This is a genomic window from Amycolatopsis sp. NPDC102389 (genome assembly GCF_044765885.1).
Classification (GTDB): domain Bacteria; phylum Actinomycetota; class Actinomycetes; order Mycobacteriales; family Pseudonocardiaceae; genus Amycolatopsis.
Genome location: NZ_JBIWKX010000039.1, coordinates 31,466 through 44,656, shown reverse-complemented (window position 1 = coordinate 44,656; position 13,191 = coordinate 31,466). Strand labels below are relative to the sequence as shown.

At 69.8% G+C, this 13,191-nt stretch carries 14 protein-coding genes; 2 read left to right on the top strand and 12 right to left on the bottom strand.

The window, feature by feature from the left end; translation table 11 throughout:
• Positions 1–32: 32 nt before the first annotated feature.
• The 3 genes from ACIRGA_RS28145 to ACIRGA_RS28135 all read right to left on the bottom strand — a co-directional run bounded on the left by ACIRGA_RS28145 (position 33) and on the right by ACIRGA_RS28135 (position 2,409).
• Positions 33–575 (bottom strand): DoxX family protein, encoded by a 543-nt coding sequence (locus ACIRGA_RS28145; RefSeq protein WP_400946341.1) that lies wholly within the window; start codon positions 573–575, stop codon positions 33–35.
• Between the two features lie 77 nt (positions 576–652).
• A complete protein-coding gene (locus tag ACIRGA_RS28140) occupies positions 653–1,471 on the bottom strand; it encodes a DUF72 domain-containing protein (protein ID WP_400946339.1) in 819 nt (272 codons plus the stop codon).
• Between the two features lie 32 nt (positions 1,472–1,503).
• A complete protein-coding gene (locus tag ACIRGA_RS28135) occupies positions 1,504–2,409 on the bottom strand; it encodes a 2-hydroxyacid dehydrogenase (protein ID WP_400946262.1) in 906 nt (301 codons plus the stop codon).
• A 62-nt stretch (positions 2,410–2,471) separates the two neighbouring features.
• Between ACIRGA_RS28135 and ACIRGA_RS28130 the strand changes: the two genes are divergently transcribed.
• Positions 2,472–3,695 (top strand): PQQ-dependent sugar dehydrogenase, encoded by a 1,224-nt coding sequence (locus tag ACIRGA_RS28130; protein ID WP_400946260.1) that lies wholly within the window; start codon positions 2,472–2,474, stop codon positions 3,693–3,695.
• A 7-nt stretch (positions 3,696–3,702) separates the two neighbouring features.
• Here the strand turns inward: ACIRGA_RS28130 and ACIRGA_RS28125 are convergent, their stop codons facing one another.
• From ACIRGA_RS28125 to gatC, 5 genes are all read right to left on the bottom strand, one after another.
• Positions 3,703–5,100, bottom strand: a complete 1,398-nt coding sequence (locus tag ACIRGA_RS28125; RefSeq protein WP_400946258.1) for an alpha/beta hydrolase family protein — start codon at positions 5,098–5,100, stop codon at positions 3,703–3,705.
• A 73-nt stretch (positions 5,101–5,173) separates the two neighbouring features.
• On the bottom strand, positions 5,174–5,683 hold the full coding sequence (locus ACIRGA_RS28120) for a hypothetical protein (RefSeq protein WP_400946256.1): 510 nt from the start codon (positions 5,681–5,683) through the stop codon (positions 5,174–5,176).
• Complete coding sequence (gene gatB / locus ACIRGA_RS28115; RefSeq protein ID WP_400946254.1) at positions 5,676–7,181, bottom strand: Asp-tRNA(Asn)/Glu-tRNA(Gln) amidotransferase subunit GatB; 1,506 nt, start codon at positions 7,179–7,181, stop codon at positions 5,676–5,678. The genes ACIRGA_RS28120 and gatB overlap by 8 nt, the downstream gene beginning before the upstream one ends.
• On the bottom strand, positions 7,178–8,695 hold the full coding sequence (gene gatA, locus ACIRGA_RS28110) for an Asp-tRNA(Asn)/Glu-tRNA(Gln) amidotransferase subunit GatA (protein ID WP_400946252.1): 1,518 nt from the start codon (positions 8,693–8,695) through the stop codon (positions 7,178–7,180). The genes gatB and gatA overlap by 4 nt, the downstream gene beginning before the upstream one ends.
• Complete coding sequence (gene gatC / locus ACIRGA_RS28105; protein WP_005162012.1) at positions 8,692–8,991, bottom strand: Asp-tRNA(Asn)/Glu-tRNA(Gln) amidotransferase subunit GatC; 300 nt, start codon at positions 8,989–8,991, stop codon at positions 8,692–8,694. The genes gatA and gatC overlap by 4 nt, the downstream gene beginning before the upstream one ends.
• 244 nt (positions 8,992–9,235) lie before the next feature.
• Here gatC and ACIRGA_RS28100 point away from each other — a divergent pair, with 244 nt between their 5' ends.
• Positions 9,236–9,889: an amino acid-binding protein gene (locus ACIRGA_RS28100; protein WP_400946250.1), complete on the top strand. Its 654-nt coding sequence runs from the start codon at positions 9,236–9,238 to the stop codon at positions 9,887–9,889.
• A gap of 7 nt (positions 9,890–9,896) precedes the next feature.
• Here ACIRGA_RS28100 and ACIRGA_RS28095 read toward each other — a convergent pair whose 3' ends face one another.
• The 4 genes from ACIRGA_RS28095 to ligA are packed head-to-tail and all read right to left on the bottom strand — an operon-like array spanning position 9,897 to position 13,182.
• Entirely contained in the window at positions 9,897–10,319 is a 423-nt protein-coding gene (locus ACIRGA_RS28095; protein WP_350580913.1) for a PIN domain nuclease, read from the bottom strand.
• Positions 10,309–10,530 (bottom strand): type II toxin-antitoxin system VapB family antitoxin, encoded by a 222-nt coding sequence (locus ACIRGA_RS28090; RefSeq protein WP_400946247.1) that lies wholly within the window; start codon positions 10,528–10,530, stop codon positions 10,309–10,311. The genes ACIRGA_RS28095 and ACIRGA_RS28090 overlap by 11 nt, the downstream gene beginning before the upstream one ends.
• 32 nt (positions 10,531–10,562) lie before the next feature.
• A complete protein-coding gene (locus tag ACIRGA_RS28085) occupies positions 10,563–11,057 on the bottom strand; it encodes a GNAT family N-acetyltransferase (protein WP_400946243.1) in 495 nt (164 codons plus the stop codon).
• Positions 11,050–13,182 (bottom strand): NAD-dependent DNA ligase LigA, encoded by a 2,133-nt coding sequence (ligA, locus tag ACIRGA_RS28080; protein WP_400946240.1) that lies wholly within the window; start codon positions 13,180–13,182, stop codon positions 11,050–11,052. Before ligA ends, ACIRGA_RS28085 begins: the two co-directional genes overlap by 8 nt.
• Positions 13,183–13,191 lie beyond the last annotated feature (9 nt).

Genomic DNA, 13,191 nt, shown 5'->3' with positions numbered 1-13,191 from the left:
CTTTGCGCATTTAGTCCTCTGAATGCGAGACGTCAGCGGCAGAGGACGATCACCACGACCGAGGCGGCCGCGGTCAGCAGCAACCCGATCAGCCCGAACGAAAGCGGCCGCTTCCGCCACGGGGTGTTGACGTCCAGCGCGATCCGCCCGGAGCCCGCGAGCAGGACGGTCAGCGAAGCGGCGGCCAGCAGGAGTTCGAACTCGAAACCCTGCCCCTGCTTCTGGAAGAACCCCCCGCCGAACTTCACGTAGACGATGTTCGCGCAGACCCCGAGCAGCGCGGCGGCACCGATCGGGGTGAACAGGCCCACCAGCACGAGCGCGCCGCCTGCCATCTCACTGATCCCGGTGATCCACGAAAGCAGCGTGGTCTGGCTGGTGTAGCCGAAGTCGCCGAGCACCCTGGCGAAGCCGCCGACCCCCGGGCCGCCGAAGGCGCCGAAGAGGTGTTGGAGCCCGTGCGCGCCCATCGTCACGCCGAGTACCACTCGCAGGACGAGCAGACCGAGATCGATCCCGCCCCTGGTCTCCGCCGGGCCGGGGCCGCTGTCGGCGTCGGCCACGTCCGAGATCATGCTGGTCTGATAGTCATCGCTCACGCGCGAAGGGTAGGGGAAACCGGCCCGTCAGGCGACCGAACCGCCGGAGCGGATCAGAACAGGGTCGCGGGTTCGACCGGTTCGGGCTCGGGCAGCGGGTCGAGACCGGGCACCAGGGCACGCACGTCGTCGTGGAACCGGCGGGCGAGCGCCGGGGCGTCGTCGTTGTCGGGCGTGTGCACGAAGACCGTCGGCGACCGGCCCTCGCGCAGCCATCCGGCGACCACCTCGGCCCACGGCCGCCATCCCTCGACGGTCACCTCGGCCGAGTCCCGGCCCAGGTAGCGGACGACCGGGTGGCCGGTCAGCGCCCGCGTCCGCCGCGGCAGCCGGGGTTTCTTGGCCCAGGCGTCCTGTTCGGCCTCGCTGACCGGCGGACTCGCGAAGAAGACCGTGGTGTCGAACGGCACCCACTCCGCGTCCGCGTCGGCGAGTGTCCTCTCCAGCAGCGACGTCGCGTCGGTGTGGAACGCCGGGTGACGCACCTCCACGGCGCGCCGGAGACCGGCGGGGAGACGGCGCAGGAAGCGGCCGAGGGCGTCGACGTCCGGCGGGCCGAACGAGCCGGGCAGCTGGGTCCACAGGACCGCCCGTTCGCCGAGGGGTTCGATCGCGTCCAGGAACGCCCGCATCTCGGTCTCGACACCGGCGAGCCGTTTCTCGTGCGTGACGATCTTGGGCAGCTTGACCACGAACCGGAAGTCCTGGCCGGTCTGCCGCGCCCACGTCTCGACGGTTTCCCTCGCGGGGGTCGCGTAGAACGTGGTGTTGCCCTCGACCGCGTTGCACCAGCCGGCGTAGGCCCTCAGCCGCTCCCCGGCGGGCGTCGACCGCGGCACGAACCGCCCGGCCCACGCCTTGTGCGTCCACATCGCGCACCCGACATGAAGATTCGCCACGCCGATCAGTATTCGCCGTGGACCAGGTTCTTCGGCAGCTCCCCGCCCAGATAGTGGCTCAATTCCCGGGCCACCACCGCGTAGGCGCGCTGCCGCCGCCCGCTCACGGCGCCCGCGACGTGCGGTGTCAGCAGCAGTCCCGGCACGTCCCACAGCGGATGCCCGTCGGGCAGCGGCTCCGGGTCGGTGACGTCGAGGGCGGCACGCAGCCGTCCCGACGCGAGTTCCGCGACGAGCGCGTCGGTGTCCACGACCGGTCCCCTCGAAACGTTGACGAGGATCGCGTCGTCCGGCATCGCGGCCAGGAACTCCGCGTCGACCATGCCCCGCGTGTGCGGCGTGAGTGGCACCATCAGGACGGTGACGTCGTGTTCGGGCAGCAGGGCGGGGAGTTCGCCACTGCCGTGGACACCCTCTCGGGCGGTCGCTCCCACCATCGTGCAGCGCACGTCGAACGTCTCCAGCCGCCGGCGCAGATGCCTGCCGAGGTCGCCCGCGCCGATGATGAGGGCGCGTTTGCCCTGCAGCGTGTCGGTGGTCCGGCGCTCCCAGTGCTTCCGCCGCAGGCCGTCGGTGAAACCGTCGAGACCTCGATAGATCGAGAGCAGGACCGCGACGACCCACTCGGCCGAGCTTCCGCCGTGCGCGCCGCGGCAGGTCGAGAGCAGGACGCCGTCCGGCACCTTGCCGACCCAGTCCTCGGCCCCCGCCACCAGCAGCTGCACGAGTTTGACGTTCGGCAGTTCGCGCCAGAGTTCCTCGCTGGGCTGGTCACCGGTCACGAGGACCTCGGCCTCGGCGGCTTCGGCGGGCACCCGCTCGCCGCGGCGGTACACCACCGGACGCACGCCCTCGATCTCCGAAAGCGCGGCCACTCCCTCTTCGTCGGGCACGAGAACGGTCACTGTCATGATCGCCACGGTATCGAGAGACTCTTACCGGTGGCTCACGTACGCCCACCTAGGCTGGCCCCGTGCGTACCCGGTACCGGCGGAAATGGACCGCGCCGCTGGCCATCTTGGCCTGCGGTGCGCTGATGCTCTCCGGCTGCGCCGAATTCGACAACACGGCCGCCGGGCAGAAGTTCACCCCGGTCAATCCGCCGTCCCCCGAGGTCCCGCCGCAGATCGGGCCGGGCGGTGAAGCGGGCGACGCCGGTCCCGGCCGGGGGAACGGGCCGAACCAGACACCGTCGCCGGTCCCGCCCCCGCAGGGGTGCAAGGACTTCGACAAGGCCGTCATCGCGACCTGCCTGGACACCGTGGCCGCCGTGGCCGCGATCCCCGGTGACGGCACCGCGCCCAGCGCGCTCGCGGGAGAACGCAAGAGCGGCCGGATCCTGCTCGCCGCCGCGGAGAAGGACCCGGCCGCCTGGGCGGCGATCCCCGTGGACGGCTCGGGCGACGGCGGCCTCACCTCGCTCGCCCTCTCCCCCGGTTTCGCCGAAGACCAGCTCGTCTTCGCCTACATCACCACCCCGACGGACAACCGGGTCGTCCGGCTGGCGAAGGGCCAGGCGCCGAAACCGGTGCTGACCGGCATCCCCAAGGGGGCCACCGGCAACCGCGGCGCGATCGGCACCGACGCCAAGGGCGCGCTCCTGGTCGCCACCGGCGACGCGGGCAATCCCGGGCTCGCGGCCGATCCGTCGTCGCTGGCCGGGAAGGTGCTGCGCATCGACACCTCCGGCAAACCTGCGGCGGGCAACCCCACGGCTGGTTCGGCGGTCTTCTCGACCGGCGTGCACTCCCCCGGCGGTATTTGCCGTGACCAGACCGGTTCCCGCGTCTGGCTCACCGACCGCCTGGCCGACAAGGACGTCCTGTACCGGCTTCGCGGCGGTCAGCCGCTCACCACCCCGGCCTGGAGCTGGACCGACAAACCCGGTGTGGCGGGCTGCGCGGATTTCGTCGGCGCCACCGGCTATCTCACGATCACGACGTCGATCGCGGGCAACCTGCAGAACCTGCCGGTCACCCCGGACGGGGCGGTGACCGGCAAGCCCAACGTCTTCATGGACGGCAAGGTCGGCAAACCGCCGAAGACCTTCGGCAGGCTGTCCGCGATGAGCATGGTCAACCCGCAGATCGCGCTCGCCGGGACGGTCAACAAGGACGGCGGCGCACCGGTTTCCAGTGACGACCGCGTCGTCATCATCACGCCTTCGGCCAGCTCCGGCGGGGGCGGCAAGGACTGAGCGGCCCTTACCGGGACGGCCTCGGAGGGGCGGGCGGGGTGAACCGCGTGAACGACGGCGGCATGGCCTTTTCCTTGCCCTGCGGGTCGAACAGCTCCGGCACGAGCCGGTAGCCGTCTCCCAGCGTGTTCGCGGCGGCGGTGAGCCGGCGCGGCTCGGTGGACGGCCAGCGGCCGGTGTCCGCCCGGGACAGCAGGGTGCGCAGCAGGACGATCTCCTCGGCCGCGTTGAACGAGCAGTGCCCGCCCCGGCTGACGTAGGTCTGCCTCAGCAGAGCGGGATCGCCGTTGCGCCGGACCTGGTCGCCGTACCACCGAACCTGCCCCGCGACGGCGCCACCGTCACCGGTGGTGTGCGTGGTCAGCACGGGTGACGGCGTGGTCCCGCGCGCCACGGTGTAGCGGTGCATGTAGGCCTCCGCCTTCGGATCCGCCGAAATCCGGGGAGCCGCGGCGAGCCGGTCCAGGTCGGCCTCCAGATCCACGCCGCCCGTCCGGTAGGCCTGCCGGACCAGGTCGAGACCGCTGGATCGGGCGAGCTGACGCCGATAGTCGATCCCGGTGTTCGACGACGGGTTCCCGCCGGCCCGGTGCTCGATTTCGGGACGCGCGGCCGGTCCGTAGCCGTACAGGTAGGCGCCGGCGACCCACATCGCCTGCTGGGCGAGACGGTCGGCGGGCGCCGCCGGCTCCGGCTCGTGCGCGAGCGCCCAGCCCGGAACGGTGCCCAGCGCTCCGGCCAGCGCGATCCGCGCCCGGCCCGCTTCGGTCTTCTGGGCTTCGGTCACGACGGCTTCGAGCGCCGCCTGCGCGGCCTGCGGATCACGGGGCCGGACCAGGTCGATGTCCGCTCCGGGCGCCAACAGCGTCTTGAGCGCGAAGAGCATGTCCAGCGCGCTGTTCCACGTGCCGTTCGTGTCGTACTCACCGCATTGGCTCAGGACGCCGTCGAACCGGCCCGGGTTGTTCTCCGCCAGCTTCAGGGAGATCACGGCACCCATGGACATGCCGCTCGTAAGGGTCCGTCGTGGTTTGCCCACGTTGTCCTGAAACCAGTCCAGCAACGCGATCTGATCGGTCAAGGCCTCCTCGATCGCGTGCCCGAAGACGCCCTTGTAGTTCGACGCGGCCAGCGCGTAACCCTGGTCGAGCAGCCATCTTTCGGTCTCCGGCCGGGTGGCCAGCATGATCCGCTCCGGCTTCCACGGCTCCACGTAAAGCCCGTGGCTGTAGAGCACCAGCGTTCCGTTCCAGCGTTTCGGCACTTTGACCAGGTAGTCGGCGCCATCGATCGTCCCCTCATGGACGCGCGGGGGTTCTTCGGCCGCCGCCGGCGCGGCGGTGCACAGCGCCCCGAAGAGGAGCGCGACGAGCACGGTGACGAGTGTCCTGCGTGGAGTGGTCATACAGGACAAAATAGGTGACCAAATGGTCACATGTCAAAGCGTTTTTCGTCGCCCCTCTTACGCGGTAAGGGGATCAGGGGCGACGGGTGCGGGTCTCGGCGCGGAGGAGGCGGACGTCGAAGAACGCGACGACGACGGAGATCGCGGCGGCCGCGAGGCCGAGATAGCGGCCGAGACCGGTCCCGATCTCGATACCGGCGGCGGAGAGGATCCCGCGCTGGTCGGCGTCGAACTGCCAGTCGAGGGTGGTCCAGCCGAGCACCATCAGCAGCAGCGCGCCGATGGCGGCCATCAGCCAGAGATGCGGCAAACCGGCGCGGCGGACGGCGTCGACACGGCCGAACAGCACGACCGCGAGGCCGGGAAGGAACAAAAGGAAGAGCGGTGCCCAGGCGAGAAAGCCCGAACGCCAAGCGTCACGCGTGACGTCGGTGGCGGGCAACGTCGCCAGCACGTCTTCGATTTCCGGGCGCGAGGCGGTCAGCGTCGTCCACGGAAGGAACAAGGCCACCAGCGCGAGCAGCCCGGCCGCGAGGCCGAGCCACTCACGCCAGGTGACCTTGTTCAAAGCGAGATCAGGCACCGACTCGCTCGACGATCAGTTCGCGCACGCGCTTGGCGTCGGCCTGGCCCTTGGTGGCCTTCATGACCGCGCCGACGATCGCCCCGGCCGCGGCCACCTTGCCGCCGCGGATCTTCTCGGCGACATCGGGCTGCGCGGCCAGCGCCTCGTCGACCGCCGCGATGAGCGCGGAGTCGTCGGAGACGACCTTCAGGCCGCGCTTCTCGACGACCTCGGACGGCGAACCCTCGCCGGCGAGCACGCCCTGCACGACCTCCTTGGCCAGCTTGTTGGTCAGCTCACCGGAGTTGACCAGCGCGATGACCTCGGCCAGCTGCGCCGGGGTGATCGCCAGCTCGGCCAGCTCGATCTCGCGGGAGTTGGCCTCCTGCGCCAGCGTGTTGACCCACCAGCTGCGGGCCTCGTCCGGCGTCGCGCCCGCCTCGACGGTCGCGGCGACCAGGTCGACCGCACCGACGTTGAGCAGGTCGCGCAGCGCCTCGTCGGTCAGGTTCCACTCCTGCTGGATGCGCTTCCGGCGCTCCGACGGCATCTCCGGCAGCGTCTTGCGCAGCTCCTCGACCCATTCGCGCGACGGCGCGATCGGGACCAGGTCGGGCTCCGGGAAGTACCGGTAGTCCTCGGCGGTCTCCTTGGTACGGCCCGAAGACGTGGTGCCGTCGGCCTCCTGGAAGTGCCGCGTCTCCTGCTTGATCGAGCCGCCCTCGGCGAGGATCGCCGCCTGGCGGGTCATCTCGTAGCGCACGGCGCGCTCGACGCTGCGCAGCGAGTTGACGTTCTTGGTCTCGGTGCGCGTGCCGAACTCGGTCGCGTCCTTGGCCATCAGCGAGACGTTCGCGTCGCAGCGCAGGGAACCCTGGTCCATGCGGACGTCAGAGACGTCCAGCGCGCTCAGCAGATCCCGCAGGGCGCTCACGTACGCGCGGGCGACCTCGGGGGCGCGGCCGCCGGTGTGCTCGATCGTCTTGGTGACGATCTCGATCAGCGGCACGCCGGCGCGGTTGTAGTCGAGCAGCGAGTGCTCGGCGCCGTGAATCCGTCCGGTGGCGCCACCGACGTGCAGCGACTTGCCGGTGTCCTCCTCCATGTGCGCGCGCTCGATCTCGACGCGCACGACCTCGCCGTCGTCCAGCGTCACGTCGAGGTAGCCGTTGAAGGCGATCGGCTCGTCGTACTGCGAGGTCTGGAAGTTCTTCGGCATGTCCGGGTAGAAGTAGTTCTTCCGGGCGAACCGGCACCATTCCGCGATCTCGCAGTTGAGCGCGAGGCCGATACGGATCGCGCCCTCGACCGCCTTGCCGTTCACGACCGGCAGCGAACCGGGCAGACCGAGACAGGTCGGGCACACCTTGGTGTTCGGCTCGCCGCCGAACTCGTTGGCACAGCCGCAGAACATCTTGGTGTTCGTGTTCAGCTCGACGTGCACCTCGAGGCCCAGCACCGGGTCGAACCGCTCGATGACGTCGGCGTAGTCCATCAACTCAACCACGGCGGTCACTTCTTTCCTCCCAGCTCCGGAACCTCGTGCACCAGCGAGCCACCGTTGGCGGCGTCGCGCGCGACCTCGTAGGCGGCGCCGACGCGGTACAGCCGGTCGTCGGCCATCGCGGGGGCCATGATCTGCAGGCCGACCGGCAGGCCGTCCTCATGCGACAGTCCACTCGGGACACTCATCGCGGCGTTGCCGGCGAGGTTCGACGGGATGGTGCAGAGGTCCGCCAGGTACATCGCCATCGGGTCGTCGACGCGCTCGCCGATCTTGAACGCGGTGGTCGGCGTGGTCGGCGAGACCAGCACGTCCACCTTTTCGTACGCGGCTTCGAAGTCCCGCGTGATGAGCGTGCGGACCTTCTGCGCCGAGCCGTAGTACGCGTCGTAGTAGCCCGAGGAAAGCGCGTACGTGCCGAGCATGATGCGGCGCTTGACCTCGGGGCCGAAGCCCTTTTCGCGGGTCAGCGACATGACCTCTTCGGCGCTGTGCGCGCCGTCGTCGGACACGCGCAGGCCGTAGCGCATGGCGTCGAACCGGGCGAGGTTCGACGAGCACTCGCTCGGCGCGATCAGGTAGTACGCGGGCAGCGCGTAGGTGAAGTTCGGGCACGAGACCTCGACGACCTCGGCACCGAGCGCGCGCAACTGCTCGACGGCGGCCTCGAACGACCGCAACACGCCCGGCTGGTAACCGTCGCCGGCGAATTCCTTCACCACGCCGACGCGGACGCCCTTGAGGTCGCCGGTCAGGCCCTGGCGGGCCGCGGCGACCACCGGCGGGACCGGCGCGTCGATCGAGGTCGAGTCCATCGGGTCGTACCCGGCGATGACCTCGTGCAGCAGAGCGGCGTCGAGCACCGTCCGGGCGCAGGGGCCGGCCTGGTCGAGCGACGACGAGAAGGCGACGAGACCGTAGCGGGAGACACCGCCGTACGTCGGCTTCACGCCGACGGTGCCGGTGACCGCGCCGGGCTGGCGGATCGAGCCGCCGGTGTCGGTGCCGATCGCGATCGCGGCCTCGAACGCCGCGATCGACGCCGAGGAGCCACCGCCGGAACCGCCCGGGATGCGGGCGTGGTCCCACGGGTTGTGCGTCGGGCCGAACGCGGAGTTCTCCGTGGAGGAGCCCATCGCGAACTCGTCCATGTTGGTCTTGCCGAGCACCACGACACCGGCCTCGCGCAGCTTGCGCGTCACGGTGGCGTCGTACGGCGGGATCCAGTTCTCCAGGGTCTTCGAACCGACCGTGGTCGGGATGCCCTTGGTGGTCAGCACGTCCTTGAGCGCCAGCGGGACACCGGCGAGCGGCGACTTCGGCGCCTTGCCCTCGGCGACGTCGGCGTCCACCGCGCGGGCCGCGTCGAGCGCGCCCTCGGTGTCGACGTGCAGGAACGCGTGGATGTGGTCGTCGACCTCGGCGATCCGGTCCAGGTGGGCCTGGGCGACCTCGACGGCCGAGACCTCACGGGACTGGATCTTCTCCGCCAGCTCGGCGGCGGTCAGCTTGACGATTTCGGTCACTGTTCTTCTCCCAGAATCCGCGGCACCCGGAAACGACCCTCTTCGCTGGCCGGCGCACCGGCCAGCGCCTGCTGCTGGGTCAGCCCCGGTCGGACCGTGTCCTCACGGAACACGTTGGTCAGCGGCACGGCGTGCGACGTGGGCGGGACATCCTCGCCTGCGACCTCGCTCACCTTGGCCACCGAGTCCAGGATCTGGTCGAGCTGGCCTGCGAAGACGTCCAGCTCCTCTTCGGTGACGGCAAGCCTGGCCAGCTTGGCGAGGTGTGCGACCTCGTCGCGGGAAATGTTGGGCACGCGGGTGACTCCCGGGGTGTGCTGTGCGGGTTCTGTCGGAAGCTGCAAGTCTATGGTGGCGGCGTCGGCGGACTCGACTGGGTTATGCCGCGGCCTGCGCTCCCATGTCGGGTAAGGAGTGCCTGGTTCGTTATCCCGCGCCCCGGACGTCGGTCCCCATTACCTCGTCCGGTCTGTCACAATCGGCGCCCGGCGTAGCGCGTTCCACGGCGAGGCTGGGACGCCTGAGGCGAGAGGGGCGCGTGTGTCGTTCCTGATCCGGGTCCAATTACCGGACACCCCGGGGACCCTCGGCGCGGTCGCCACCGCGCTCGGCACCGTCGGCGCCGACATCCTGAGCGTCGACGTGGTCGAACGGGGCGGCGGTGTCGCCATCGACGACCTCGTCGTCGAAATCCCCTCCGGCAGGCTGCCGGACGCGCTCATCACCGCCGCCGAAAGCGTCGACGGGGTCGAGGTCGACGCCGTCCGGCCGTACGCCGGGGTGCTCGACACCCACCGCGAGCTCGAACTGGTCGAGGAGATCGCCGCGAAGCCCGCTTCGGGGCTGGAGATCCTCGCCGAAGGTGTGCCGCGGATCATCCGGGCCGGCTGGGCCGTCGTCGTCGAGCACGCCGACGCGGGCGCGATCCGGCTGGCGTCGTCCAACGCCGCGCCCGAAACGCCGATCACCGACCTGCCTTGGCTGCCGCTGGAACGCGCCACCATCCTCGACGCCGAGGAGGCCTGGGTGCCGGAGACGTGGAAGGAATTGGGGACCGAACTCGCGGCGACGCCGCTGGGGAAGCCCGGCAAGGCGCTGCTTGTCGCGCGACCGGGCGGGCCGAACTTCCGGGCCGCCGAGGTGGCTCGGCTGGCGCATTTCGCGGGGATCGTCGCCGTCGTGCTGGACAGCTAGCTCCCGCTCACGAGTCGAAGATCGCCTCGGCCCGGAGCTCGGGGACGACCTCGGCGATACGCACATAGTCGACGTCCTTGTGGATCAGGACGGCCTTGTGCCGCACCGCCACCGCCGCGATGAGGCAATCCATCGCGGAACGGACCCGGTGCCCGTCCGCACGGACGGCCCGGGAGATCTCCGCCGCGCTCCTGAAGTCGATCGCGGGATCGACGCCCAGGTTCACGAAACCGGCGAGGGTCCGCTCAAGACGAGGGAGCGCCTCGGCGCTCGCACCCGCCAGCAGCTCCATGACGATCGGCTCGGAGGTCACGATCATCTTCGGCTGCGCGGCCAGCTCGACGACCAGATCCCTCGCACGCGTGGCGCGTTTGCGCAGGAAGTCGATCCACACGGAGCTGTCGATCAGGCACCGTTGTTCAGGAGGCATCGCGCCACTTGCGGTCCGCGGAGTCGTCGCGCATCTCGTCCAGCTCCGCGTCCCAGCCGATCCCTTCCAGCGCCAGGATGTCGGCGGTGGTGATCACCGGCGCGGCCTTTCGCAGCGCGAAATCCACCGCGTCCTTCTTGGTCTTGAACCCATAGCGATGCATCACGGCGGCGACCAGCTCGTCGTCTATGTCGATATTGGTCCGGCTCATACACCAACGATACACCAACGAGGTGTATCGACTCAGAGTTCCAGGCGGTAGGCGATCAACGTGACGCCGGGATGCGGCTCCCAGTCCCGTTCGGGCAGCCGCACGAAGCCGAGCCGCTCATAGAGCCGGTGTGCCCGCGTCATCGTCTCCAGGCTGCACAGCACCACCCGTGCCGCGCCGAGTTCCCGTGCCCGCGCGATGACCGCCCTGGTCAGGGCCTCGCCGATACCGCGCCCGGTCGCCGAGGGCAGCACCCCGAGCATGCGGAACTCCAGTTCGCCCTCGCGCGACAGCTCGGCGAAGGGCGTCCCCGGCCGGGCGATGGTGACGGTGCCGACGAGCGTGCCGTCCCCGTCCACGGCGACCAGCAGCTCGGCCAGTTCGGCACGCCGGGCGGCGTCGAGCAGTTCGGTGGCGTAGCCCACGCCGTCGACGAGGTTCCGCTCCGCGGAGTACGCGGCCAGCGTGAGCTCCCCGACGGCCTTCAGCTCTTCGGGCCGGGCGGGCCGGATCTCCAGGTCACTCATCGCTTTCCTCCCCGGTCGGCAGGGCGAGCTCGGCCGCGGCCTCGGGCCCCTCTTCCAGCAGCACCCGGAAGCCGTTCTCGTCGAGCACCGGCACCTTCAGCTGGACGGCCTTGTCGTACTTCGTTCCCGGCGCGTCGCCGACGACGACGAACGCCGTCTTCTTCGACACCGAACCGGCCGCCTTCCCGCCGCGGGCCATGATGAACTCCTTGGCCTCGTCACGGGAGTAGTCGTTCAGCGAACCGGTGACGACGATGGACAGGCCTTCGAGGTTGCGCGGGACGGACTCATCGCGCTCTTCCTCCATCCGCACGCCCGCCGCGCGCCACTTCTCGACGATCTCGCGGTGCCAATCGACCTCGAACCATTCCTTCGCGGCTCGCACGATGGTCGGGCCGACACCGTCGACGGCGGCGAGCTCCTCTTCGGACGCGTTCTCGATCCGTTCCAGCGAACCGAATTCCCGGGCGAGCGCCTGCGCGGCCGTCGGGCCGACGTGCCGGATCGACAGCCCGACGATGACCCTCCACAGTGGACGATCCTTGACGGTTTCCAGATTCTCCAGCAGTTTGCGCCCGTTCGCCGAGAGCTCCCCCGCCTTGGTGCGGAACAGCTCGACCTGGAGCAGCTTCTCCTCGTCCAGGTCGAAGATATCGCCCTCGTCGTGCACCACACCGGCGTCCAGCAGCGCCACCGCGGCCTCGTACCCGACCACCTCGATGTCGAAGACGTTCCGGCTCGCCAGGTGGAACAGCCGCTCCCGACGCTGCGCCGGGCAGAACCGCGCGTTGGGGCAACGGATGTCGATGTCGCCCTCCTTCTGGTACGCCAGTTCGGTGTCGCAGTTGGGGCAGCGCAACGGCATGACGAACTCGCGCTCTTCACCGGTGCGCGCGTCGGCGACCGGGCCGAGCACCTCGGGGATGACGTCGCCCGCCTTGCGGATGACGACCTTGTCCCCGATCAGCACGCCCTTGCGTTTGACCTCTTCCTGGTTGTGCAGCGTCGCCATCGCGACCGTGGACCCGGCCACCTTCACCGGCTCCATCACCGCGAACGGGGTGACCCTCCCGGTGCGGCCGACGTTGACCTGGATGTCCAGGAGCGTGGTGATCGCCTCTTCCGGCGGGTACTTGTAGGCGATCGCCCAGCGCGGCGCGCGCGAGGTCGTGCCGAGACGGCGCTGCAGCGCGACCTCGTCGACCTTGATGACGACGCCGTCGATCTCGTGCTCGGCGTCGTGCCTGTGCTCTCCCCAGTACTGGATGTGCTCCAGCAGTTCCTTGCCCGAAGTCAGCACCTTGCTGTGCGGCGAGACCGGCAGGCCCCACGCGGCGAGCGCGTCGTACGCCTCGGACTGGCGCTTCGGCTCGAAGCCCTCACGTTTGCCGAGGCCGTGGCAGATCAGCCGCAGATTGCGCGACTTCGTGATCTTGGGATCCTTCTGCCGCAACGACCCGGCGGCGGTGTTGCGCGGATTCGCGTACGGATCCTTGCCCGCCTCGACCATCTTCGCGTTCAGCGCCAGGAAGTCCTCGACGCGGAAGAACACCTCGCCGCGAACCTCGACCAGCGCGGGCACCGGGAACTCGTCCGTCCCCGTCAGCCGCTCCGGCACCTGCTCCAGCGTGCGGACGTTGAGCGTGACGTCCTCGCCGGTGCGGCCGTCGCCCCTGGTCAGCGCGCGGGTCAGGCGACCGTTCTCGTACAGCAGGTTGATCGCGAGCCCGTCGATCTTCAGTTCGGCGAGGTACTTCGTCGCGCCGATCTCCTTCTGGACCCGCTCGACCCAGGCCTCGAACTCCTCGGTGTCGAAGACGTTGTCGAGGCTGAGCATGCGCTCGAGGTGATCGTGCGCGACGAACTCGGTGGAGAACGTGCCGCCGACGTTCTGCGTCGGCGACTCCGGCGTCACCAGCCCTGGGTGCTCGTCCTCGATGGCCTGGAGTTCGTTGAGCAGCTCGTCGAACTGGCCGTCGGACACGATCGGTGAATCCAGCACGTAGTACCGGAACTGGTGCCCGCGGATCTCCTCCGCCAGCTCGGCATGCCTTTCACGGACTTCGGCCGGCACGTCGGTGACGTCCTGCGCGGGCGCTGGGTTCTCGGGAAGTTCGCTGCTCACGGGGGTGAC